Below are 21761 nucleotides of genomic sequence, written 5' to 3'. Positions count from 1 at the left end.
CAGCCTTCCAAGCTGGTAGCGTGGGTTCGATTCCCATCACCCGCTCCAAACTAAAAATCCCCTGAAACCCTTGATACTCAAGGGTTTTTTATTTTGTTCTAGTTCGACATACGGGAAGCGACTTTGCGTCCATGGGGCAGATCATGGGGCAAATTTTTTGGTTTGTGGATTTAAGTTCTCGAACTGGGCAATAACCGTTCGGTTAACTGCCTCTGATTCATGAGTATAACGGTTCGTGGTTTCAAGTTTGGAGTGCCTTAGGAACATCTGAATGCTGCGCTGATCCGCCCCGTATTCACGCAAGAGGGTGCCGGCTGTATGACGGAGTCCGTGCAATTTGACGTGGGGAAACTGGTGCTTCTTAAGAAACTTTGACCATGTGTTAGTTGCTGTACTTGGGTAGTACATGACCCCGTTCCCCCCGTGAAAAACGTACTGTTTCCCTCCTCCGCGCCAATCACGGCAAAGTAGCTTCTCTTTCTTCCACTGCCGCTCGTATTGTCTAAGTTGTTCTGTGTACCATTTTGGCATTGGTACCCAACCTTCGGATTCGACCGTCTTTACATCACTCTCGATCTTATTTCCCTTTGAGTCGACTGTAATCTGTTTCTCTATGAGGACAGCAGACCGTTCATAGTCCAGGGAAGTCCACTCCACGGCTAGAAATTCGCCTCTACGGAAGCCTCCAAGCATAACCCCAGTAAAGTATAGTCGCCAGTGCTCGGGAAGGTCGTACATGGCGAGTAGAAGCTCAGCAACCTCCGTTTCTGTGTAGCTTTGCTTAACGCTCCTCATTTTCTTCTTCTCACTCTTATGCAGACTTGGCCGCTTTAGGCCCTCCGCAGGATTTGACTTGATTACTCCCCATTCGAAAGCTGATTTAAAAATAGAAACGATAACCTTATAAATATTCAGCTTGGTATTTGTCGCAAGAGGTTGGCCATTCTTTAAATTCCGGAGATCGGCAAACCATTCAACAAGCTCGAGAGTGGATATATCGCTGATCCAGGAATCTCCGAATGTCGGAAGCAACCTTGAATCAACGATGTACATAGTGTTCAGAAGCGTTTCGCCGCTCATATTTTCTTCGTTGGCATAACCTTTTTGCCATGTCGAAATGAAATCAGCAAAGGTAACTTTCTTTGATCTACTCCGATTCTTTCCCTTGTCTTCATACTCACCGTTGATAACGGCCTCGCTCCATTTCTCCTCCTCTTTCGCAAGCCAAAGTTCTTTCTTCTTTGCAACACGAGACCTTACGATATCTTCCGGCATCTCAACCACGATGGACCGTTTCGGTCTGGAGGCTTTCGACGGGTCCCGTTCCACAATCTTATACCTATTCCCTCCAAGGTACTCATTCCATGCCACTGAATACCACTCCCTTTCTGGAACGTATGTTCCCTTAAAAGTGTATAGTAAACCGCCTTGCGGCGGGAAAGCGCCGAAAGTCAATAAAAAGAATGAAGTTCCTCGGGAATACAGTTTCTTCTAAGCATTTCTGGCAAGCCTTCTCCTGGAAGAAGTGAATCCTGTGAGGTTAGGAGGCGAACTGCAAACTGGTTTGCTTGCCGTTCATATTTCCCAACAAAGAAATAGGTGTGCTCGTCGATCCAGAACCTACTAACGCCCGGATGAAGAATGGCATGTCCTAACTCGTGTGCGCAGATGACCCTTTGCCATTCCTCGCTTAAGTCCCTATGAATAACGATATACTTGCGACGCAAAGTCTTCCGGTACATTCCGCGCGTGCACGCTCCGAGGTCCTCAAACCAAACTTCTATATTCTGCCCAGATGCGATTTCAAATGGGCAGTTTGATTTATGCTTTCGAATTAACCTGCGGATTGTTTGGTCCATGTCCATAGATGTTAATCATCCTTTTTCTTCCGGCCGTAGGTTTCCTTATTTTTTGCTTTAGCGTCCCAAAACATGGCTTCCATGACGCGCTTGATCTTCTCTTTGTCCTCCTCCTCAATAGGAATGCCATCAAACATAATCGGCTCGTCCTCTTCAAGCATACGCTTAAAGTCGCGTTTATCTTTCGGTGTAGCCCATGAAGGAACCTCGCTGGTATTGGAGCCTAGTAAGAAATCTACGCTTACTCCGAAAATCGTGGCAATTCGCGTTGCCATTTCAGCGCTCAGTGTCCGGGTTTCTTTTTCAAAACCATAGAGGTACTGAGGCGAAATGTTGAGTCGGGCGGCTAATTCCGGGCCGCTAATCCCCTTTGCTGTGCGTATTTCACGGATTCTATTCATATCGCGATCCCTTCAACTATTTGTTTACATTCATACTATCAACTAATAGTTTAAATCGCAACGAACAAATAGTTTAAAATTGGAGAAAATCCGAGTTAATTTAAACAAATAGTGGTAATTGTTTTGACAAATCGCGAAATTGCTGATATTTGAGCTTATTTGCTCAAAAATGCGAGTTGAGAAAAAGCAACTATTTGTTTAATATTGAGCTATCGACTTGAACAAATAGTTAAAGAAGGTGATACGATGAATATTTCCGAGTCGGTGACAAAGGCAATGATAGAGCAGAAATTAAATCCTTCTGACGTTGCACGGAAAACGGGGTACAGCCCGCAATACCTGCACAGTCTTCTGGATGGGCGTCGCAGATGGAATGAGAGCATTCTTGCAAAGACATGCGACGTACTCGGTCTGGAAATCAAATTGGTTCCGAAGCAGAAGGTGGGAGCAAGATGACTTCTCAAGATTTCATCGAAGCCCTCCGGTCCGATATAAAAGCGGAGCTTCGAGAGGAAATTCTTGCGGAGCTCCAACCCGAGATTAATAAGCGTTTAAACGGGAATGTCATGACATTAGCCGAGGCAGCTCGGTATCTCAAAGTGGCTGAGGGGACTCTTCGGAAGATGGTCAAGGCTCTTGAAGTGCCGTTTTTCATCCAGAGAAAACAGTATTTCTTTTCTCAGCTTGAACTGGATGACCATATTCGGAAAATAACCAATCGACCACTGAAATAACCAAAGGAGCTGACACCATGAACCATCACGACCAGGCCCGCAAAGACCACATCGTCAAAGCACTAGCCGACGCCAAGGAGGCCGCGACCACGGCGGAGCTGTATCTGGACCCGACGATGCACCAGCCGGACGAGATCGAGGCGATCCACACGGCGGCCGACCACATCGACCAGGCGCTCGCCGCTCTCGGCGCGCTGGCACCGGCGGAATTTTAGGAGAGGAGGTGAGCGTATTGTCGAAATCGACACTGCTCCTTGAGGCCGCAAGGGAAATGGAATCAGCCATCAGTTGCCTTCGGCGAGCTAAAAGGCTCCTTATGGATGCTCATAATTCTCAGCATTTGCCGGTCGCCATGGACCTTGTTCGCCTGGAGGAATCCCTTCTGATTCTCCGGGATCCGGAATGCACCCCGGAATACTACGACAGGAGGTGAGAGAGATTGAAAACGAACGGATTGACTTGGTTCGCCCTGACGCCTGGAGAACGTATGGCCGTCCTGGCTTACGCAGCCTGGCAAAATGCAAAACGGCCCCATCGGACCGCCATCCGATAGAGCCGCGCTTTGAAAATCTCTGTGGCCCCATTATAGCACGGAGCCGGAAAGAAGGAAACGGTTTGAATATCTGCTATCGAGAAATCAATTTTCGCCCCGACAGTCTTGCGCTGATCGAACGAGTGAACGCCATTATCGACGAATATCAGGCGAAAGGTTATTCCCTAACGCTGCGGCAGGTCTATTATCAGCTCGTCGCCCGGGACATTATCCCGAACAATGAGCGATCTTACAAAAACCTTGGAAATCTCATATCCGATGGCCGCATGGCCGGGCTGATTGACTGGACAGCCATCGAGGATCGCACCCGGAATCTTCGAAAAAACAGTCACTGGAACTCGCCTGGCGACATCCTTTTCTCTGCAGCCTACTCTTTTGCATATGACAAATGGGCGGATCAGGAAAATTACGTCGAGGTTTGGGTAGAAAAGGATGCCCTTGTTGGTATCGTCGGCCAAGTCTGCGGGGATCTGGACGTTCCGTTCTTTAGCTGTCGTGGCTACGTCAGCCAATCCGAAATGTGGGCAGCAGCTCAGCGGCTTGAAGGCTTCTCAGGGTCCAAACACATTCACATTATCCATTTAGGCGACCATGACCCATCCGGCAAGGACATGAGCCGGGATATCGTAGACCGGCTGTCCCTCTTCGGCGTCGACGTCGAGTTTCAGCGGATCGCCCTCAATTACGACCAGATTGAGGAGTTCAGTCCGCCCCCCAACCCGACAAAGCTTACCGATAGCCGGGCAAGTGGTTATATCGAGGAGTTCGGCCACGAGTGCTGGGAATTGGACGCCCTCCGCCCGGAAGTCATCGATTCCTTGATCCGCGAAGCGGTCACCGATCACCTGGACTTTGATCTATTTGAAGAGGCGGGCCGGCGGGAACAAGCTGGAAAAGATGCGCTGCGCGCCGTTGCCCGAGACTGGGAGAATATCGAAAGCAAATATACGAGGGAGGACTAGCCCTATGAAAGCAACTGGAATTGTCCGCCGAGTGGACGAGCTCGGCCGCGTAGTGATCCCGATGGAGCTGCGCCGCACGCTCGGGATCGGTGAGAAGGACCCGCTTGAAATCTTTGTGGATGGCGAGCGGATCGTCCTGCGGAAGTATGCCCCCGGCTGCATCTTCTGCGGCAGCAGCGAACAGCTCCGCTCGGTTAAAGACAAGCTGGTCTGCCTGTCCTGCGCCCAGGCCATCGCCAAAGAGGCCGCCTATGCGTGACCTCGACACCGATCTGGCGATCTGCGAGGCAGCGACGCCGGGGCCGTGGCTTGAAGGGGCTACGGACGCAATCAGAGTGTCCGAAGGTTGGGTGTGCCAGTTTTACGAAGGCGACGACCTTAATGGAACCGCTCGTCATTTCTTGAACTACGAAAGCAATCTTGCTTTTGTGCTTGCTGCCCGCGAAGGCTGGCCGGAAGCAATCCGGCGGGCGCAGGCAGCTGAGGATGAAGTCGACCGCCTGGAGGCCAAGCTGGACCGCCTACAGGACGAGCTGCGCATGCTGCAGGACACAATTAACCAACGGTATCAACCCTAAAGGAGGACTCATACATGTCTGTACAGATTACCATCGCCGGCGAGGACGCCGGACAAGCCCTGCAAGACCTCGCAACCCTTTCCGCCGCGCTGATTAAAGTTCCGGCGGCGGCCGCTGCAGAGCAGCCGGAAGCCCCGAAGGCAACCCGGGGGCGCAAGGCTGTTGAGAAGCCGGCCGAAACCAAGCCGGCAGAGCCTACTGTCGAGCCGGAGCCGGAAACGACGGACGATGACACAGAGGCCGCTCTGGAAGAGGGCGAAGACATCCCGGACGATGTGAAGCTCCGCGCTGCTGCTTCTGCAGCTGCAGATCGGGCAGGCAGGGCTTTAGTGAAGGAGCTGCTGGGCAAGTACGGTGTCCCCAACGTCACCGCGCTGCCTGATGGCAAGCGCTCGCAGTTCCTCCGGGATCTGGAGGGGCTGAAATGACCGCTCCGGCCCATGCCGAAAGAGCTCATGCCCTGCTCGGGGCGTCCAAGGCAAGCCAGTGGATAAACTGCCCGCCGAGCGCTCGTCTGCAGGAGGGCGTTCCGGACAAACGGAGTGAGTATGCGGACGAGGGCACTGCGGCGCATGAGTTGTCCGAGCTCTTTCTTCGGCGAAGGCTGACGCCTTGCAACCGAGCGACGCGCAGCCAGCTCGACATGGCCGTCGCTGACTTCCAAGCGGGAAACTCCTATTACGGTCCCGAGATGGAGGACTCGGTCGGTTACTATGTCGAGGCCGTGGAGGAACGATTCATGGAGGCCAAGGCGCGCAGCTCCGACGCCGTCATCCTGTTCGAGGAGCGTCTGGATTTTTCCGAATGGGTTCCAGACGGTTACGGGACCGGGGACGTTGTTCTGATCTCCGACGGCATTATGGAAGTAATTGACCTGAAATACGGCAAAGGCGTACCGGTCAACGCAGTCGGAAACCCGCAGCTTCGCTTGTATGCGCTGGGCGCCTGGACTGGATTCAGCTTCCTGTACGACATCCGGGAAGTCCGCATGACCATCGTGCAGCCGCGGCTTGACAGCATCTCCACGGACAGCATGACCGTGGAGGAACTGCTGGCTTGGGCGGAGGAGGTTGTCCGGCCGGCGGCGGCGCTGGCCGATGCCGGAGAAGGGGAATTCCAGGCGGGGGGTCATTGCCGCTTCTGCAAGGTCAAGGCAAGCTGCCGGGCTCGTGCAGATGCCAATCTGGCGGCCCTGGCCTATGAGTTCAAGGATCCGGCGCTGCTCACGCTTGAGGAGATCGGATCAATCCTAATCATCGCCGAGCAGCTTCAAGCCTGGGCTAAGGATGTTCAGGATTTCGCTTACGACCAAGCGACATCTGGGCGAAGCATTCCCGGGTGGAAGCTGGTCGAGGGGCGGAGCAACCGGGCAATTACGAACACGGAAGTTGCGTGGAAGGTGCTGGAAGAGAACAAGCTGGAGCCGGACAAGTTCCTGAAGCCCCGGGAGCTGCTGGGGATCAAGGAATTGGAAAAGCGAATCGGCAAGAAGAAACTGGCCGAACTGATCGGCGATCTGATCATCAAGCCGCAGGGCAAGCCGGTGCTCGCTGTCGAGACGGACCAACGACCGGCGCTGAATAGCGTCGAGAACGATTTCGCCAACGAAGAATTCTAATCAAAAAGGAGATATGCAATCATGGCAAATGACAATCAATCCACCAAGCTGATCACGGGAAAGGTACGCCTGAGCTATGCGAAAGTCTGGGAACCGGAAGCTGACGACTTCGGGAACCTGTGGTACAGCACGGCCATTCTGATCCCCAAGGACGACAAGGCCACGCTCTCCAAGTACAAGCAGATCGTCGAGGCGCTCAAAGAGCAGGCAAAGGCCAAATACGGCGGCAAGCTCCCGAAAGACTTCCACACGCCGCTCCGGGATGGGGATGAAGAGGCGGACGAAAAGGGAGAAGCGTACGTGGGTCACTTCTTCTTCAATGCGAAGAGCAAAAACCGTCCGGGGATCTCGAAGCCGGTCGGCAAAGACGGCAGCGGCAAAACGAGGTTTCAGGAAATCACCGACACCACCGAAGTCTACTCCGGCTGCTATGCCCGCGTGTCCGTGAACTTCTATCTTTTTGACACGAAAGGAAATAAGGGGATTGCTGCCGGTCTGAACAACATCGTCAAGGTGCAGGACGGCGACTTCCTGGGCGGCCGCAGCCGTGTTGAAGATGACTTCGGCAGCGAGGATTTTGACGACATTGAAGACATCAGCGACGACGATTTCATGAACTGATCAGGGCATGGGAGGAAAGGGGATTCGAGAGGGTCCCCTTTTTTGTCCCCGGAGGTGATAACTTTTGGCTGTTTTGCAGATCGACATCGAGACTTTTTCCAGTTTTTTTGACCTCACTGACTGCGGCGTTCACCGCTACGTCGAGGCGCCGGACTTCGAGATCCTGCTGTTCGCCTTCGCCTTCGACGACGACCCGGTGGAGGTCATCGACCTGACCGACTTCCAGGACATCCCGAGGGACGTTCTGGCAGCGCTGCGGGGCGACGTCATCAAGACGGCCTGGAACGCCAGCTTCGAGCGGACGGCCATCGCCCGGCAGTTTGGGATCGACTGCGCGCCGCGGCACTGGCGCTGTTCCATGGCGCACGCCTACACGCTGGGTCTCCCGGGATCACTGGACAAGGCAGCGAAGGCCCTGGGGCTCGGAGAGGAGGCCCAGAAGGACGCCAAGGGCAAGGCATTGATCAAATATTTCAGCGTCCCGTGCAAGCCGACGCAGGTCAATGGCGGCCGGCTGCGCAATTACCCGCACCATGACCCGGAACGCTGGCAGCAGTACATCGACTATAACCGGCAGGACGTGGTGGTGGAGCGCGCGGTGCGCCAGAAGCTGGACCGTCATCCGGTCCCCGAACGGGAGTGGCAAGTCTGGGCGCTTGACCAACGGATCAACGACACCGGCATCGGGGTGGACCGGACGCTTGTCGGACATGCCATTACCTGTTCACAGCAGTACACGGAACGGCTGCTGATCGAAGCCCGGGAGTTGACCGGAGTCGATAACCCGAACAGCCTGCCGCAGTTGAAGGAATGGTTCGCGGACCAGGGGCTGCCGGTGGAATCGCTTAACAAAGACGCTATGCCGGCGCTGCTGGATACGGCGCCGAATGAGGAGACGAAGCGGATGTTGGAGATCCGGCAGGAGTTGGGTAAGACGTCGATCGGCAAATATGACGCCATGCAGCTCGGCACCTGCGAGGATGGCCGGGTGCGTGGGATCCTGCAGTATTGTGGTGCGAGCCGGACCTGGCGCTGGGCCGGTCGCCGGGTGCAGATGCACAATCTCCCGCAGAACCATCTGGAGGATCTGGCCGCGGCGCGCAGCGTCCTGGCATCCGGTGATTATGAGCTGCTCGAAATGCTGTACGGCGCTCCGCCGTTCGTGCTGAGCGAGCTGATCCGCACCGCGCTGGTTCCATCCCACGGGAATCGCTTCATTGTAGCCGACTTCAATGCCATCGAGGCCCGCGTCATCGCCTGGCTGGCAGACGAAGGCTGGGTGCTGGATGTCTTCGCGGGTCACGGCAAGATCTACGAGGCGACCGCTTCACGCATGTTCGGCATTCCGATGGAGACGATCGTCAAGGGGCACGACAACTATAAATATCGGGCATCCGGCAAGGTGGCGACGCTCGCCTGCGGGTTCGGTGGCGGAGCGGCTGCCATGGAGAAGATGGACAAGAAAAAGGAGATCGCGGCCGACCAGTACGACCCGCTGGTCCGCCAGTGGCGGGAAGCGAACCCGAAGATCAAGCGGTTGTGGTATCGAGCAGAAGAGGCTGCCATCGAGGCCGTCCAGACGAAGGGGACTGTGAAGCTGGCCCACGGGGTCCATTACCGATACGCGGGAGGCGTGCTGTTTGCCGACCTTCCGAGTGGGCACAGCCTGGCCTACCCTTCGCCGGAGATCAAACCGGATCCCAAGTTCGGGAAAGACGGCCTAACGTTCAAGGCCCCCGACAATTCCGGGCGGATGGTCGCCCAGCGGACTTGGGGCGGGACGCTCGTGGAGAATCTGGTCCAGGCCATCGCACGGGACTGCCTCGCTGAGAGCCTGCTCAGACTGGACGAGGCTGGCTATCAGATCGTGCTGCACGTTCATGACGAGGCCATCCTGGACGTTCCCATGGGTGTCAGCTCGGTGGAGGAAGTTACCGGGATCATGGGGCAGCCGATTCCCTGGGCGCCGGGCTTGCCGCTCAAGGCTGCGGGCTTCGAGTGCGATTTCTATCAAAAGGACTGAGGTGGCAAATGGCTGCCAGAACAAGCGAGGGGCACAAGTACCCCATCCCACGAAGCGACATTGAACAGACATGCCGCGGGAGCGGCGAAGTCATCCCATACCGGCTCAGTGATGAGGAGCTCGCCAAATATCGGGCGCTCCCGCTTCCGCCGGAAGCACAACGAAAGCAAAAGCGTAGGACGTCGCAACAGCCGGCCACAGACCCAGCGACCCAGCGGCGGCGCGCCAATATGAGATACGGAGGAACGGACATGGGAAAGGAAAAGGATGGCCCCGGGAAGGGATTGACGAAGAAAGCAATGCTCGAGGCCATTGCAAGCGGTGAAACGATCTCCAGCACCGAAAAGGCTTATGGCCTTAAATACAACTCTCTCTATTACTGGATCAAACGCTGGGATCTGCAGGGCGTCAATCCGGGAAAGGCGCGGTGGATGCTGGATCAGATGAATGACGAGCAAGAGGAAACTGTAGAGGCCGAGCCTGTTGATTCGGAAGAAGAGGCGCCGCAGACGCCTGCTGATGAGGTAATAGCGCGCCAGAACGCGGAAATTGCTCTGCTTCGGGGAAGGGTTTCCGAGGTGACTGCGTTATATGAAAATGCAATGCGGCGCTATGGCGAAGCCCTTGCTGAGCTCGAACGCAAATATACAGGGACGGAAGGCGCTCTTGTCGATCTCCGCGAGGAGCTGGAAGAAGAGAAAGCCGCCTCCGCAAAGGTGCTCGACATGCTCAACGAAACCAAGCTCCGGCTGAATGTTGCAGGTGACAAGCTCGCCGCGCTCGAGGCCGAGCGGGCCATGCTCCTGCAGACGATCGAGCAGGCGGCCACTCAGGAAGAGCACACGGCTAGCGATCCGAATAACACCTACGCAGCCCTGGTGGAATTGGGGAGGCTGCCGCTGACAGGCGCCAGGCCGGCGAGCGATCCGGTGAACCACCCTGGTCACTACACGGCCGGCAAGGTGGAGTGCATCGACGCGATCGAGGCGGCCACGACAGGGCTGCAGGGCGCGGAGGCATACAGCACCGGCCAGATCATCAAATACACCTGGCGGTGGAAGTGGAAAAACGGCGTCGAGGATCTGCGGAAAGCCCGCTGGTACCTGGATCGCCTGATCGGGGAGGTTGAAGCAGAATGACCTATTTTGCGATAACTCATTGCGATGAATGCGGCCAGGTAATCGTCGCGGAACGCCCGAATCTTCCGGAAGAGGACCCGCTGCTCGATTTTTGTCAGCATTGTGGCGGGGAAGCAAATCGTATCGAAAATATTGAAGCGCTGGAGACACCAGCCATTCGGGCAGTCATCGCCGAGCGCGCCCGCCAGGACGACAAATGGGGCGAGCAGAATCACGACATGCCCTATTGGCTCGGCATCCTGGGCGAGGAGTTCGGCGAGCTCTGCCAGGCGGTCAAACGAGACCGTATTCAACAACGGCCCGAGCGAGCGGGCAAAGGGTGGCTACAAAAACATGCGAGCCGAGGCGGTGCAAGTGGCCGCGGTAGCCGTCGCCTTCGTGGAGTATTTGGACCGGCGATACGGCGGGTCGTTGAAGCTCTCGGAGCTTCGACAGTACCAACGCTTGAACTACAATGGCGAGATCTACACCAAAGAGCAAGTAAGCGCATTGATAGAGCGCGGGGATTACCATCCTTCCCAGCCGCTGATGACCGTTTCCGACGAATACATCCAACGGGCGCTTAAAGATACCTATGAAAAACACTGTCGTGGTGAGGAAGACAGGGATTTTTGCGAGCCTGATCCCGACGCCCGGCTGGTCGAAGTCGATATTCCGATTCAAGTCAAGGAGGCTGAATAGGGTGGAAAAGTTCTTCATCGTAACTGAGGCGGCGGAAATCCATAAAGACTACTTCGCCTGGAAGGAAAACAACGCGCGGGTTAGGGATTTTGTCCGGTCCTTTTTTGAGGAGTTCGGGATCAAGTCCCAGCAGTATGTTGCCCTTACGGACAGTATTTCCATCAAAGCCGAGGAGCCGGACCTGACCACCCACGCTAAAGTCCTTGTCCAAAGTCCGCACTACCATGACTTCCGGAAATTCCGGGCAAACTCAAAGATCGGCAAGGAATGGTTGCGGAGGCTGAAAGAAAGCAGCTTGCCTATCCACTCAAAGCCTCGCCCATCAATGTACGCGAAACTTTGGCAAGGTCGTTTCCGGGAACGGATTTTCGACCACAACGGAAAACTTTACTGCCAATTGATCGCAGACTTCTCCATCACCTCACCGGAGGGATGGGAGGAAATCAAAGGCAGCGAGTTTATGGCGGCCGTGGAGGACGCAACCCGTGAAACTTAACCCCATGAGCAAGGAGCGCATGGTTACGCCGGACAAGCTCCGCGCCTCCATCCAGGAGACCCGGCGCGTGTATGCCAACATGACCGACGAGCAGTTCATCGCTTGGTACCATAAACGCTATCGCGTCGATCTGGACGTCATCCGGTGGGCGATCGGCGGAAGGGAGGGGAGCAGCCATGCGAAGCCTCACGGCTGATGAAAAGGCGCTCAGTCTGGCCGCCAAGAAGCGGGCCAACGCCGAGCTGGCAAAATGGCGGAAAGGCATGCTGTGGAGTCAGCAGGAAAAGGTTCGCGACGTGAAGGGCCTGCCTGTAACCCTCCGTGGCCGGAACGACGTCATCCTCGACTTCGAGCTGCTGAGCCGGCTGATCCGCACGCTTAAGCGTCGGCCGATCACCCTGCGGATCGAGCCGGGGCGGCTGACAATCGACTTCGGCGGGCAGACGGAGGGGCAGATTCGCCTATTCGACCTCCCCGCCTACCAGCGGGAGCGCTTGAGCGATCTGCCGGTGATCGAAATGGAGGAGCTGCTGTGAGCGGATACATCACCATAACGCAGGCCGACATCGAGCTGGCCGCGGCGAACGGGATCACGGCCGCCCAGCTCCGGGGCCGCGTCTACAATAACGGCTGGTCGCCAGCGGAAGCCGCTACGAGACCCGTCCGCCCGAAGCATGACCGGCGGAAGTGGGTCGAGCTCGCCGCGCAGCACGGCATCAAGGCAAACACCCTCTACCATCGTCTCAGCGAAGGTTGGGAGCCGGAGCGGGCGGCCACGCAGCCGCTCGTCCGTCCGGAGGAGATGCAGGTCCTGGCGCGGGCGGCGGCGCAGGCAAATCGAAGGAGGGAATCGCCTTGATCGACTACTACATCACACCGGAGGAGTACGAACGGGCGGCTTCCTATGGCGTCACGGCCAGACGGCTGGAGGTACGCATTCGCGAATACGCATGGGACAAAGAGGATGCAATCACTTCGCCACCGCGACAAAACAGATACGCACAGTGGGCGGCGGCCGCGAGGGCGAATGGAATCAAGTATTCAACGTTTCGCTCCCGGCTCCGATATGGCTGGGATCTAGAAAAGGCCGCCACGGAACCTGTCATTCCGCATGACGTGGCAGCGCGACGTGGCAGTAAAGCGAACCAAGTCTTATCTGCAGAGATGATTAAACAGGCTCGACAGAATGGCATCTACCCGCAGCTCCTCCACTGGCGCATTAAGCACGGCTGGGATCCGGAGCGAGCTGCAACGGAACCGATTATGTCCGGTCGGGACCGCGGCCGGCGGAGCGCCCGGGTATTGAAGGAGCGATACGGCGACATCAACGCGCCGATTTTCAAGAAATGAAGCTTCATGACGAGGTGACACAGATGTACGAATTGGACATATCACTCGGCAAGCACCGTGCGGAAACGAGTTGGAAGCCGGAATACTGGACCTGGGATGAGGTTGTGGAGCGGCTGCGAAAGGTGCGACGGACGGCGGAGACGATGGGGCAGTATGACAAGATGAACGTGCCTGCGCGCGGCAAGGCAAAGGACGGTCCGGCGTTTGTCGGCGGGCTGATCCGCGGCGGCCGACGGAAGAAGGAGAGTGTCGACACCCGCAGCCTGATCACGCTCGACGCCGACTTTGCAGATGACGGGTTCCTGTTCGCGGTTGAGCTCATCCTGGGCGGCCGAGCGTATGCGATCTATTCGACGCACAGTCACCGGCCAAACAAACCCAAATACCGGCTCATTGCTCCGGCCGACAGAGCCATGAGCCCGGATGAATACGCCGCCGTGAGCCGGAAGCTCGCCGAGCAAATCGGGATCACTTATTTCGACAAAACCACGTTCGACGTTCACCGGCTCATGTATTGGCCCAGTTGCTCCAAGGACGGGGAGCCGATGCTAGAGGTCGCCGAGGGGGAAGCGATCGCGGTTGACGAAGTGCTGGCTCAGTACGAAGACTGGCAAGACGTGGCGGCGTGGCCGCGTCACCCAGAGGAGACCCGAGCGCTACGGAACGTCGCTACGAAGGCGCAGGACCCGAGGGATAAGGTCGGCACCATTGGGCTGTTCTGTCGGGCTTTTAGCATGGAGGAGGGTATTGAATCGTTCCTCTCGGACGTCTACACATCAGGCACGATGCCTCACCGTTACACTTACACCCGCGGCAGCTCGGCGAACGGGCTGGAGGTTTACCCCGAACAGGATCTGGCTTACTCGCACCAGGATAGCGATCCGGTCAGCGATGGGCGGACATATAACCTGTTCGATCTTGTGCGGGTCCACAAGTTCGGGCACCTGGACGAGCAGGTCAAGGAGTTCACGCCGGATGCCAAGAAGCCGAGTCATCTGGCAATGGAGCACTGGGCAATCCGCCTGCCGGAGGTCACCCGGACGGCGGGGGCGGAGCTGCAGGCGGATTTCGCGGACGTGGATTTCAACGATGACGGCGAAGACACGGAGGACGACAGTTGGCTCGAAGAGCTGGAGCGGCACCACAAGACCGGCAAGCTGCTGTCGACAGCGGGAAACGTGGAGCTGATCCTATCCCACGGCATCTGGAAAGACATTCTGGCTTACGACGCATTCGGGAATGCGGAGGTCATCCGGCGCCCGCTCCCGTGGCGCGACAAGGAACGGCCTGGGCGTTCTTACGAGCCTTGGCTGGGAGCGGACGATAAGCGGCTTCAGCACTGGTTCAGCAAGGCTCATGGACTTAATGGGGCCAAGACCATTCAGAATGCATTTACGGAGGTCGTACACCGAAATACCTTTCACCCGATCAAGGCATATTTAGAGTCAACGCCGTGGGACGGGGTCCCACGGGCTGAGCGGCTGTTCACCGTTTATCTGGGGGCAGCAGACACGCACTACGTTCGCCAGGTCACTCGGAAGATGCTACTGGCAGCCGTATTCCGGCTCTACAGGCCCGGCTGCAAGTTCGACCAGATGCTGGTGCTGGTCGGCCCGCAGGGGGCCGGCAAGAGTTCCATATTGGCTAAGCTAGGCCGGGAGTGGTTCAGCGACTCCTTGCGCACGTTCGAGAACAAGGAAGCGGGGGAGCACCTGCAGAGCGGTTGGATCTTTGAGATCGGCGAGCTGTCGGCCATGAAGCGGACAGAGGTTGAAGAGGTCAAAGCTTTCTTGTCCAAGACCGAAGATCGCTACCGGGTGGCATACGATCGGCAGGTGACGGAGTTTCCGCGGAAATGCGTCTTCTTCGGGACAACCAATACAAAAGGGTTTTTGCGGGACATGACCGGGAACCGGCGATTTTGGCCGGTGGAGGTATTCCCGGAACGTGCGGAGCGAAGCCATTGGGATGATTTAACGGAATCAGAGGTGAGCCAAATCTGGGCTGAGGTGTTGTGCTGGTTCAAGGCGGGGGAATCTCTGCAGCTTGATGACGACGCCCGCTTGGAGGCGGAGCGCCGGCAGGCCGCGCACATGGAAAGCGACCCGCGGGAGGGGCTTATCCAGGAATGGCTCGAAAGCGAGGAGCCGGACGAACTTGACCGGCCTTCGGGCCAGTTGCGGCAGCGGGTGTGTGCGGCCCAGATATGGGTGGAGTGCCTCGGTAAGAAGAAGGGGGACATGAAGCCATGGGAGGCTAAGGAGATTTGCGACATCATGCGAAATATGCCGCAGTGGACGGAGAGCAAAGCCCGTTTGCGGGTTCCCGGGTACGGACAGCAGACCGTTTTTGAGCGAAGCAGTGAACCCTGAATTTACTGCTTCAGGCACTGCTTCACTGCTTCACCTACTGAAGCAGTTGACGCAGTAAATGAAGCAGTAAAATTCCGCTTACTGCTTCACGATAAATGCAGACGTATCAAGGCTTTCGGGCTTTGTGAAGCAGTTGAAGCAGTAAATTCTCTATTTATTAAATAAATTAAATTAACCTTTACGTAACCCTATGTAATATAGGTTAAACGCGAAAAACACACATACGCGTATGTGAAGGCTTCAACTGCACAGGAGGTCAAAATGCAAAATGAGAGAGAGTCAGCATTGGAACGCCGGCTGGTTCGTGAAGTCAAGGCGATTGGCGGGGTAGCGCCCAAGTGGACGAGCCCCGGGAACCGCGGTGTACCGGATCGGTTGGTGATCCTTCCAGGCGGCAGAACCGTTTACGTGGAGATGAAGGCACCCGGTGAGCCGCTGAAGCCTCTGCAGCGAAAGTGGGCCAAGACTCTGGGTGGCTTGGGGCACCGTCATTTCAAGATTGATTCGGTGGCAGATATAGAGTTATTCATACGGGAGATGAGCAAGGGTGAGATATAAGCCACATCCCTATCAAGCCTACGCCACCCAGCGGATACTGGACACGCTGTTCATTGGCCTGTTCCTGGAGATGGGTTTGGGCAAGACGGTGTCCACACTGACCGCCGTCGACCGGCTGCTGAATGATTATTTTGACGCGGATCGGGTACTAGTCATCGCACCGCTTCGGGTGGCCGAGGACACCTGGGCCCGAGAAATCGATAAATGGGACCACCTGGGGCACCTGCGGATCAGCAAGGTCTTAGGCAGCGCGGACCAGCGCCGCAGGGCACTGAAGGCTGAAGCTGACCTGTGGGTTGTCAACCGCGAAAACGTGGAATGGCTGGTCGGCGAGTACGGCAGCAAATGGCCATTCGACACGGTCGTGATCGACGAGCTATCGAGCTTCAAGAACCACCAGTCCAAGCGCTTCAAGGCGCTGCGTCGAGTCCGGCCGCTTATCAAACGGCTGGTCGGGCTGACCGGTACCCCCGCACCGAACGGCCTGATGGACCTCTGGGCGCCGGTTTATCTACTGGACCAGGGCGAGCGTCTGGGCAAGACCATTACGGGATTCCGTGACCGCTATTTCCTTCCCGGCGAGCGGTCGGGGCATGTGGTGTACAACTGGAAGCAGAAGCAGGAAGCGGAGTCGCGGATTTACGAAGCGATCGGCGACATCGCCGTCAGCATGAAGGCCGAGGACTGGCTAGAGCTGCCGGAGCGGATTGACCGGGCGGTTCCCGTTAGGCTGACTGGTAAAGCAGCAGAGCTGTACAAGAAGCTGGAGAAGGAGCTGCTGATCGAATACGCCGACGCCGATGTCGTGGCGCAGACAGCCGCCGTTTTGAGTAACAAGCTGTTGCAGATGGCGAGCGGCGCCGTTTATGACGACGACCGCGGCGTCAAGCTGATTCACGATGCGAAACTGGACGCACTAGAGGATATCATCGAGGCTGCCAACGGCAAGCCCATCATGGTGTTTTATAATTTCCAGCACAGCCTGAGCCGGATTCAAGTCCGTTTCCCGCAAGCTCGGGTGCTGCGCAAGGGCACAGAGGGCACCGAGGATATTGCGGCCTGGAACAACGACGAAATCCCGCTTCTGCTTTTGCACCCGAAGAGTGCCGGCCATGGACTCAATCTGCAGGAGTCGAGCTGCCGGACGGTTGTCTGGTTCGACCAGATCTGGAGCCTGGAAGAGGACCAACAGGCGAACGCCCGGGTGCATAGGCAGGGCGTCCGTCACAACATCGTCGTGATCCGGCTGGTGGCTGAAGGCACGATGGACGAAGAGGCGGTCGAGGCTCTGGAGCGAAAAGCGGCCGGGCAGGAAGCCCTGATGCAAGCGGTAAAAGCAAGAATCGAGAGGGTGAGAGGATGAACCGGGAACAACGCCGGAAAGAATTCCAGGCTGTAAAGAAGCTGACCAATCAGGAGTTTTGGAAGCAGATGAACGAGGTCCATACCCGAGCCTATGAGCTCGCCGCCAAGCACTATCAAGAGGCCATGGCAATCCTTTTGACGCCCAAACAGGCCGCGGCCGTCGCGGCTAAGGCCCGGGAGATATGTGAGCTGTGGGATGGGCTCACCTGGCGGGAGATCAAAGTCGAGGACACGGAGGGACACCGATGACCGAACAGGACGTGATTGAAAAGCTGCAGGACTATAAGCGCATCGTCGGCCGGATTAGGGTGCTGGAGCGGCATCACGTCGGCATGGGCTATACGGTCAAGGCCATCACCCAGGACGACCAACTGCAGGAGCTGCACCGGCAGCTCCGCGGGCTACCGAGCTATATGTACCTAACAGCACGCGAGCAGGAGCTGGAGACGACGGCCAACGCGTACCTGAGCCGGTACCCGGCCGGCATCCGGAGCCAATACCGCGAGGTGGCCGGGCTGCACAGCGAGGACGCTGAGGACGGGCAGCGGCTGCAGGAGCTGACCGGCAAGATTCGCAAGGTGTTGGAGGCCAGGATCGGGGCCATCCCCGAGGATGCGATCGAGGCGCTGCTGGCCCGGATGTGCGAGTTGCAGGAGCTCGAAGCGGAACGGGCGTACATTGATACCGCGCTGGATGTGCTGGAAGAGATGCACCCGGGCTATGGCCGTCTGCTGCGGTTGCGGTACGTGGAGGACAAGCTGCCCGATGAAGTTGCCGAAGAATTGAAGGTCGTTCGTCGTACGTTTGAACGCCGGAGGCCCAAAGCACTTGAAGAATACGGGCGGTTAACTGGAATGTCGTAAATGAGTCGTTTCAGAGTCGTAAAAGAGTCGCAAAAAGCCCCGATTTGACATGGTAAAATGCTATTGTGAGATTCGTGTAAGTAAGTCCTGACCATGGATTTTCTCTTCCTTTTGGCCGCCCTGGTATTCCGGGGCGGCCCTTTAATTGCCACAGAAGCGGGAAGGAAATTATTAGATTATGTCGAAATAAAAGGGAAAACAATACGGAGGTCTTCCCATGGATTCTGATCAAATCGGTCAATCTTTCCAAACGATGGGCATGTCGGTTGTGACGTATCTCGGGATATATTTGATTATCCCAGTGTTCGCGGTGTGGATACTCGCCTTTTTCATCCGACCCATCAGGCCATTTACCAAGCCGCTGACATTTGTCGTTGGCATCGTTGGATTACTGCTTTTCGCAAAATACGGAATGCAAGACATGGCTAACCACATCCAGAATGCGCTGAAAAAGTAAACAGTGCTTCAGCTTGGCCGTCCTGGTCTACAGGGCGGTTTTGTATTTGCAGGAAACACCTCCCTTATTGTCGAATGGTTGGATTAATTCGAAAAAGCGGGGGATACACATGGAAATTGATTTTGACTTTGGTAAATACAACCTTTGGGATCTGACTGGCCCAATAATGATTCCGGCGGTCATCGTTTTGATTGTCGGCTTGGTTCTTCTGATGTTTATGTCAAGGATCAAGAACGATTTGGTTCGTCAATTGGTCGCGACCCTCGCGATATTCTTAATCTTGATCATTTTCCTCTACGCTACGATTGCAGTCAGTGGGATATGGAGTCAAAGATAGATTGGGTTAGTTTCAGCCGTCCTTCGGGGCGGCTTTTCTATTGCCGTAAGGAGGCGACGAGCTTGAGTCATAACGCATGGAAGTACAAGCCACGGCGGATGATTCCTGTCGATGACCACGAGGAGCGGATCCGCTGGAAGGTATGGGGATGGATCGGGGCTGTGCTGGTGAGCTCGGCGATGTGGGTCGGGATCATTGCGGGCATTATGGCGGCGGTGAGTTGAGAATCGAATCGCTTATTTGCCTAACACCGGCGACAGGTGGAGGATTTTACCTTTTCTTGTCGAAGTGATTAGTAAGGAGGCGATGCAATGGAAGCATTCAAAGAGTTCAAAAGCTCTATTGGTTTTAACTCGTTCTTCAATGTTTTACAGAACCATGTTCCCGATGAGTCAATAGTTGCCTTTTATCCAGGGAACGGATTTTTTAATCGTTCGTATCCGTTAGACATGTATGTACTGACGGAAAAAACCATCTGCAAGTTTAGTGCCGATAAGGAACATTATGCAATACAAATCATCAAAAATATCAAGATTAGGGAAGTCAAATATACCTATTCGAGCATAAATCGGTTTGAAGGCTCCATAATTGAGCTTAGCGTGGATGGTGCGGAACCGTTCATTTTTGATGCACGAAACGATATACCCGAAGCTTGGATCGAGGTCGTTAATTCTTACATTCAAAAAATATACGAGATAGCCATTCAAGCGCCCTAAAGGGTGCTTTTTTAGTTTTCATGGAGGGAGGCTGCTTGCGATGGCGCTGACCGAGAAGCAGCAAAAATTTGCAGAAGAGTACCTGATTGACCTCAATGCCACGCAGGCAGCCATCCGGGCAGGCTACAGTTCAAAATCGGCTGAGCAGCAAGGCAGTACACTGTTGAGAAATCCGAAGGTCCGCGCGCACATTGACGAGCGGATGGCTGTGCTGGCCAGGCGAACCGGCGTCAACCAGGAGCGCATCATGCGTGAGCTTGCTCGAATCGCATTCCTGGATCCGACGCAACTGGTAGACATGGACAGCGCGACATTGCGTCCGGAAGCTACCGCCGACGACCGGGCTGCGATCGCGAGCGTCAAGGTCAAGGAGATGTCCGGCGATGTCGAGATGACAGAACGGGAGGTCAAGTTCGCCGACAAGCTCAAGGCACTGGAGCTGCTTGGTAAACGCTTCGGCATGTTCACCGATAACGTCAACCTGGCCGGCGCGGTCGCTGTCCAGATCATCGACGATATCGGCGATGGCGGTGCATAAACGCTGCATAAAACCGGCGAGTTGAAGTAACTCTGCAGATAACCGGTTTTCGATAAAACCCAGTGTTGGCGCGGCTTATCTGTATTTCTGCATAAATTGTGAATAAAGCGCCCTGACCATGCAGGAAAGAAAAACCCAAACGGGGCCCAGAAAATCAGGCGTTCCGCCAAATAAAACATCTGTATCAAATCTGTATTTTGCAAACATGTTGTGAATAAACTGTGCATAAGGAGGCGCACGGGATGCTTGCAGCACCGCCGGTTCAGGTCAAGCTTTCCGAGATCGTCACGCCGGCCTTTTTGCCGTTCTGGCAAGCGTCCAACTCGCACCGGTTTCTCCGGCACGTCCTCAAAGGCGGCCGCGGGAGTGCCAAATCAACGCACATCGGGCTGAAGGTCGTCAAGGACGTGATGAAGTTCCCGGTAACCGCGCTGGTCATCCGTAAAGTCGCCCGAACGCTGGAGGAATCGGTGTTTGAGCAGCTCAAAGAGGCGATCGAGATCCTCGGTGTATCCGCCTATTGGCGGGTCATGAAGTCGCCGCTGCAGCTTATCTATCTGCCCCGAGGCAACAAGATAATCTTCCGGGGCGCCGATGATCCGCTGAAGCTTAAGTCGATCAAGGTGAGCAAGTTCCCGATCGCGATCATGTGGGTCGAGGAGCTGGCCGAATTCAAAACCGAAGAAGAGATCACGACCATCGAGAACTCCGTTCTGCGTGCGGAACTTCCGGATGGTCTTTTTTATGCGTTTTATTACAGCTACAACCCGCCGAAGCGGAAGCAGAGCTGGGTGAACAAAAAATACGAGTCGCAGTTCCTGCCAGCAAACACGCACGTCCACCATTCAACGTATCTGAACAATCCTCACCTGTCTAAGGCCTTCCTCGCTGAGGCCGAGGAGGCCAAGACGAAAGGCAAGATCGACAAAGAGGGCCTGTCCTTGCGATACAAATGGGAATACCTCGGCGAGGCAATCGGCAGCGGCGTCGTGCCGTTCGACAATCTGACCTTCCGCCGGATCACGGACGAGGAGGTCAAGGCCTTCGACAACATCCGGCAGGGCATTGACTGGGGCTACGGCGTGGACCCGGTTTCTTTCGGCCGCTGGCATTATGACAAGACTCGGCGGATCCTCTACGCCATCGACGAGAGGTATGGGGTCAAGATCAGCAACCGGGAGCTGGCCGAGTGGATCAAGGAGCGGAAATACCACGACGTCATGACGACGGCCGACTCCGCCGAGCCGAAGTCCATCGACGAAATGAAAGCCCACGGCGTGCGGATCCGCGGTGCCAAGAAGGGCCCCGGCAGCGTCGAGTTCGGCGAGAAATGGCTGGACGACCTGGAGGAGATCGTGATCGACCCGGAGCGGACGCCACACACGGCTAGGGAGTTCGAAAATATCGATTATAAAGTCGATAAGGACGGCAATCCTCTCGCCAAGCTTGAGGAGACGGACAACCACAGCATCGACCAATGCCGGTACGCGCTGGAGGACGACATGCCGCGCGGTGGCGTGTCTTTCAAAAAGTAGGAGGG

At 56.0% G+C, this 21761-nt stretch carries 30 protein-coding genes; 27 read left to right on the top strand and 3 right to left on the bottom strand.

What is annotated here, in order from left to right; all coding sequences use genetic code 11:
* Nucleotides 1-141: 141 nt before the first annotated feature.
* From ACSEXS_RS22290 to ACSEXS_RS22280, 3 genes are all read right to left on the bottom strand, one after another.
* A complete protein-coding gene (locus ACSEXS_RS22290; protein WP_438435447.1) occupies nt 142-1371 on the bottom strand; it encodes a tyrosine-type recombinase/integrase in 1230 nt (409 codons plus the stop codon).
* Between the two features lie 80 nt (nt 1372-1451).
* On the bottom strand, nt 1452-1865 hold the full coding sequence (locus ACSEXS_RS22285; RefSeq protein WP_438435446.1) for an ImmA/IrrE family metallo-endopeptidase: 414 nt from the start codon (nt 1863-1865) through the stop codon (nt 1452-1454).
* Nucleotides 1866-1870: 5 nt separating this feature from the next.
* On the bottom strand, nt 1871-2260 hold the full coding sequence (locus ACSEXS_RS22280) for a helix-turn-helix domain-containing protein (protein ID WP_438435445.1): 390 nt from the start codon (nt 2258-2260) through the stop codon (nt 1871-1873).
* 246 nt (nt 2261-2506) lie between these two features.
* On the opposite strand from ACSEXS_RS22280, the gene ACSEXS_RS22275 reads away from it, so the two are divergent.
* From ACSEXS_RS22275 to ACSEXS_RS22145, 27 genes are all read left to right on the top strand, one after another.
* Nucleotides 2507-2716 (top strand): helix-turn-helix domain-containing protein, encoded by a 210-nt coding sequence (locus ACSEXS_RS22275; protein WP_438435444.1) that lies wholly within the window; start codon nt 2507-2509, stop codon nt 2714-2716.
* Entirely contained in the window at nt 2713-2994 is a 282-nt protein-coding gene (locus tag ACSEXS_RS22270; protein WP_438435443.1) for a helix-turn-helix domain-containing protein, read from the top strand. The genes ACSEXS_RS22275 and ACSEXS_RS22270 overlap by 4 nt, the downstream gene beginning before the upstream one ends.
* Before the next feature lie 17 nt (nt 2995-3011).
* Nucleotides 3012-3209, top strand: a complete 198-nt coding sequence (locus ACSEXS_RS22265) for a hypothetical protein (protein ID WP_438435442.1) — start codon at nt 3012-3014, stop codon at nt 3207-3209.
* 400 nt (nt 3210-3609) lie between these two features.
* The gene (locus tag ACSEXS_RS22260; protein ID WP_438435441.1) at nt 3610-4509 is read left to right on the top strand and encodes a hypothetical protein; all 900 of its coding nucleotides are present in this window, start codon (nt 3610-3612) and stop codon (nt 4507-4509) included.
* A gap of 4 nt (nt 4510-4513) precedes the next feature.
* Nucleotides 4514-4768, top strand: coding sequence for an AbrB/MazE/SpoVT family DNA-binding domain-containing protein (locus ACSEXS_RS22255; RefSeq protein WP_438435440.1), 255 nt, complete (start codon nt 4514-4516; stop codon nt 4766-4768).
* Nucleotides 4761-5087 carry a hypothetical protein gene (locus ACSEXS_RS22250; RefSeq protein WP_438435439.1) on the top strand — a complete coding sequence of 109 codons (327 nt, stop codon included), beginning with the start codon at nt 4761-4763 and terminating at the stop codon, nt 5085-5087. The genes ACSEXS_RS22255 and ACSEXS_RS22250 overlap by 8 nt, the downstream gene beginning before the upstream one ends.
* Before the next feature lie 14 nt (nt 5088-5101).
* Nucleotides 5102-5515 carry a hypothetical protein gene (locus ACSEXS_RS22245; protein ID WP_438435438.1) on the top strand — a complete coding sequence of 138 codons (414 nt, stop codon included), beginning with the start codon at nt 5102-5104 and terminating at the stop codon, nt 5513-5515.
* The gene (locus ACSEXS_RS22240; protein WP_438435437.1) at nt 5512-6705 is read left to right on the top strand and encodes a DUF2800 domain-containing protein; all 1194 of its coding nucleotides are present in this window, start codon (nt 5512-5514) and stop codon (nt 6703-6705) included. Before ACSEXS_RS22245 ends, ACSEXS_RS22240 begins: the two co-directional genes overlap by 4 nt.
* 21 nt (nt 6706-6726) lie before the next feature.
* A complete protein-coding gene (locus ACSEXS_RS22235) occupies nt 6727-7326 on the top strand; it encodes a DUF2815 family protein (RefSeq protein WP_438435436.1) in 600 nt (199 codons plus the stop codon).
* Nucleotides 7327-7390: 64 nt separating this feature from the next.
* A complete protein-coding gene (locus ACSEXS_RS22230) occupies nt 7391-9349 on the top strand; it encodes a DNA polymerase (RefSeq protein ID WP_438435435.1) in 1959 nt (652 codons plus the stop codon).
* A gap of 251 nt (nt 9350-9600) precedes the next feature.
* Nucleotides 9601-10488 carry a DUF3310 domain-containing protein gene (locus ACSEXS_RS22225; protein ID WP_438435434.1) on the top strand — a complete coding sequence of 296 codons (888 nt, stop codon included), beginning with the start codon at nt 9601-9603 and terminating at the stop codon, nt 10486-10488.
* Nucleotides 10489-10821: 333 nt separating this feature from the next.
* Nucleotides 10822-11169 carry a hypothetical protein gene (locus ACSEXS_RS22220; RefSeq protein WP_438435433.1) on the top strand — a complete coding sequence of 116 codons (348 nt, stop codon included), beginning with the start codon at nt 10822-10824 and terminating at the stop codon, nt 11167-11169.
* Between the two features lies 1 nt (nt 11170).
* Nucleotides 11171-11665, top strand: coding sequence for a hypothetical protein (locus ACSEXS_RS22215; protein WP_438435432.1), 495 nt, complete (start codon nt 11171-11173; stop codon nt 11663-11665).
* Nucleotides 11655-11861 (top strand): hypothetical protein, encoded by a 207-nt coding sequence (locus ACSEXS_RS22210; RefSeq protein ID WP_438435431.1) that lies wholly within the window; start codon nt 11655-11657, stop codon nt 11859-11861. The genes ACSEXS_RS22215 and ACSEXS_RS22210 overlap by 11 nt, the downstream gene beginning before the upstream one ends.
* Complete coding sequence (locus ACSEXS_RS22205) at nt 11842-12201, top strand: hypothetical protein (protein ID WP_438435430.1); 360 nt, start codon at nt 11842-11844, stop codon at nt 12199-12201. The genes ACSEXS_RS22210 and ACSEXS_RS22205 overlap by 20 nt, the downstream gene beginning before the upstream one ends.
* Nucleotides 12198-12524 (top strand): hypothetical protein, encoded by a 327-nt coding sequence (locus ACSEXS_RS22200; protein ID WP_438435429.1) that lies wholly within the window; start codon nt 12198-12200, stop codon nt 12522-12524. Before ACSEXS_RS22205 ends, ACSEXS_RS22200 begins: the two co-directional genes overlap by 4 nt.
* Complete coding sequence (locus tag ACSEXS_RS22195) at nt 12521-13015, top strand: hypothetical protein (RefSeq protein WP_438435428.1); 495 nt, start codon at nt 12521-12523, stop codon at nt 13013-13015. The genes ACSEXS_RS22200 and ACSEXS_RS22195 overlap by 4 nt, the downstream gene beginning before the upstream one ends.
* On the top strand, nt 13012-15387 hold the full coding sequence (locus ACSEXS_RS22190; protein ID WP_500796485.1) for a virulence-associated E family protein: 2376 nt from the start codon (nt 13012-13014) through the stop codon (nt 15385-15387). The genes ACSEXS_RS22195 and ACSEXS_RS22190 overlap by 4 nt, the downstream gene beginning before the upstream one ends.
* 261 nt (nt 15388-15648) lie before the next feature.
* Nucleotides 15649-15945 (top strand): VRR-NUC domain-containing protein, encoded by a 297-nt coding sequence (locus ACSEXS_RS22185; RefSeq protein WP_438435426.1) that lies wholly within the window; start codon nt 15649-15651, stop codon nt 15943-15945.
* Nucleotides 15935-17308, top strand: coding sequence for an SNF2-related protein (locus ACSEXS_RS22180; RefSeq protein ID WP_438435425.1), 1374 nt, complete (start codon nt 15935-15937; stop codon nt 17306-17308). The genes ACSEXS_RS22185 and ACSEXS_RS22180 overlap by 11 nt, the downstream gene beginning before the upstream one ends.
* Nucleotides 17305-17559 (top strand): hypothetical protein, encoded by a 255-nt coding sequence (locus ACSEXS_RS22175; RefSeq protein WP_438435424.1) that lies wholly within the window; start codon nt 17305-17307, stop codon nt 17557-17559. The genes ACSEXS_RS22180 and ACSEXS_RS22175 overlap by 4 nt, the downstream gene beginning before the upstream one ends.
* Entirely contained in the window at nt 17556-18173 is a 618-nt protein-coding gene (locus ACSEXS_RS22170; RefSeq protein WP_438435423.1) for an RNA polymerase subunit sigma-24, read from the top strand. The genes ACSEXS_RS22175 and ACSEXS_RS22170 overlap by 4 nt, the downstream gene beginning before the upstream one ends.
* 217 nt (nt 18174-18390) lie before the next feature.
* Nucleotides 18391-18630 carry a hypothetical protein gene (locus ACSEXS_RS22165; protein WP_438435422.1) on the top strand — a complete coding sequence of 80 codons (240 nt, stop codon included), beginning with the start codon at nt 18391-18393 and terminating at the stop codon, nt 18628-18630.
* Between the two features lie 399 nt (nt 18631-19029).
* Nucleotides 19030-19191 (top strand): hypothetical protein, encoded by a 162-nt coding sequence (locus tag ACSEXS_RS22160; protein WP_438435421.1) that lies wholly within the window; start codon nt 19030-19032, stop codon nt 19189-19191.
* Nucleotides 19192-19278: 87 nt separating this feature from the next.
* The gene (locus ACSEXS_RS22155; protein ID WP_438435420.1) at nt 19279-19683 is read left to right on the top strand and encodes a hypothetical protein; all 405 of its coding nucleotides are present in this window, start codon (nt 19279-19281) and stop codon (nt 19681-19683) included.
* A gap of 40 nt (nt 19684-19723) precedes the next feature.
* A complete protein-coding gene (locus ACSEXS_RS22150) occupies nt 19724-20221 on the top strand; it encodes a terminase small subunit (RefSeq protein ID WP_438435419.1) in 498 nt (165 codons plus the stop codon).
* 242 nt (nt 20222-20463) lie between these two features.
* Nucleotides 20464-21756 carry a PBSX family phage terminase large subunit gene (locus ACSEXS_RS22145; RefSeq protein WP_438435418.1) on the top strand — a complete coding sequence of 431 codons (1293 nt, stop codon included), beginning with the start codon at nt 20464-20466 and terminating at the stop codon, nt 21754-21756.
* Nucleotides 21757-21761 lie beyond the last annotated feature (5 nt).

The organism is Gorillibacterium terrae, from assembly GCF_051594785.1.
Taxonomy (GTDB): domain Bacteria; phylum Bacillota; class Bacilli; order Paenibacillales; family NBRC-103111; genus Gorillibacterium.
Note: the sequence above shows the minus strand (reverse complement) of the source record. Positions and strands in the feature narration are given on the sequence as shown.

Excerpts from the sequence above, each read along its gene's own strand:
- ACSEXS_RS22205 (WP_438435430.1), top strand. The coding sequence starts at position 11,842 with ATGCGAAGCCTCACGGCTGATGAAAAGGCGCTCAGTCTGGCCGCCAAG.
- ACSEXS_RS22250 (WP_438435439.1), top strand. The coding sequence starts at position 4,761 with ATGCGTGACCTCGACACCGATCTGGCGATCTGCGAGGCAGCGACGCCG.
- ACSEXS_RS22175 (WP_438435424.1), top strand. The coding sequence starts at position 17,305 with ATGAACCGGGAACAACGCCGGAAAGAATTCCAGGCTGTAAAGAAGCTG.
- ACSEXS_RS22155 (WP_438435420.1), top strand. The coding sequence starts at position 19,279 with ATGGAAGCATTCAAAGAGTTCAAAAGCTCTATTGGTTTTAACTCGTTC.
- ACSEXS_RS22240 (WP_438435437.1), top strand. The coding sequence starts at position 5,512 with ATGACCGCTCCGGCCCATGCCGAAAGAGCTCATGCCCTGCTCGGGGCG.
- ACSEXS_RS22225 (WP_438435434.1), top strand. The coding sequence starts at position 9,601 with ATGGGAAAGGAAAAGGATGGCCCCGGGAAGGGATTGACGAAGAAAGCA.
- ACSEXS_RS22185 (WP_438435426.1), top strand. The coding sequence starts at position 15,649 with ATGCAAAATGAGAGAGAGTCAGCATTGGAACGCCGGCTGGTTCGTGAA.
- ACSEXS_RS22255 (WP_438435440.1), top strand. The coding sequence starts at position 4,514 with ATGAAAGCAACTGGAATTGTCCGCCGAGTGGACGAGCTCGGCCGCGTA.
- ACSEXS_RS22270 (WP_438435443.1), top strand. The coding sequence starts at position 2,713 with ATGACTTCTCAAGATTTCATCGAAGCCCTCCGGTCCGATATAAAAGCG.
- ACSEXS_RS22275 (WP_438435444.1), top strand. The coding sequence starts at position 2,507 with ATGAATATTTCCGAGTCGGTGACAAAGGCAATGATAGAGCAGAAATTA.
- ACSEXS_RS22145 (WP_438435418.1), top strand. The coding sequence starts at position 20,464 with ATGCTTGCAGCACCGCCGGTTCAGGTCAAGCTTTCCGAGATCGTCACG.
- ACSEXS_RS22235 (WP_438435436.1), top strand. The coding sequence starts at position 6,727 with ATGGCAAATGACAATCAATCCACCAAGCTGATCACGGGAAAGGTACGC.
- ACSEXS_RS22220 (WP_438435433.1), top strand. The coding sequence starts at position 10,822 with ATGCGAGCCGAGGCGGTGCAAGTGGCCGCGGTAGCCGTCGCCTTCGTG.
- ACSEXS_RS22280 (WP_438435445.1), bottom strand. The coding sequence starts at position 2,260 with ATGAATAGAATCCGTGAAATACGCACAGCAAAGGGGATTAGCGGCCCG.
- ACSEXS_RS22170 (WP_438435423.1), top strand. The coding sequence starts at position 17,556 with ATGACCGAACAGGACGTGATTGAAAAGCTGCAGGACTATAAGCGCATC.
- ACSEXS_RS22245 (WP_438435438.1), top strand. The coding sequence starts at position 5,102 with ATGTCTGTACAGATTACCATCGCCGGCGAGGACGCCGGACAAGCCCTG.
- ACSEXS_RS22165 (WP_438435422.1), top strand. The coding sequence starts at position 18,391 with ATGGATTCTGATCAAATCGGTCAATCTTTCCAAACGATGGGCATGTCG.
- ACSEXS_RS22150 (WP_438435419.1), top strand. The coding sequence starts at position 19,724 with ATGGCGCTGACCGAGAAGCAGCAAAAATTTGCAGAAGAGTACCTGATT.
- ACSEXS_RS22265 (WP_438435442.1), top strand. The coding sequence starts at position 3,012 with ATGAACCATCACGACCAGGCCCGCAAAGACCACATCGTCAAAGCACTA.
- ACSEXS_RS22190 (WP_500796485.1), top strand. The coding sequence starts at position 13,012 with ATGAAGCTTCATGACGAGGTGACACAGATGTACGAATTGGACATATCA.
- ACSEXS_RS22285 (WP_438435446.1), bottom strand. The coding sequence starts at position 1,865 with ATGGACATGGACCAAACAATCCGCAGGTTAATTCGAAAGCATAAATCA.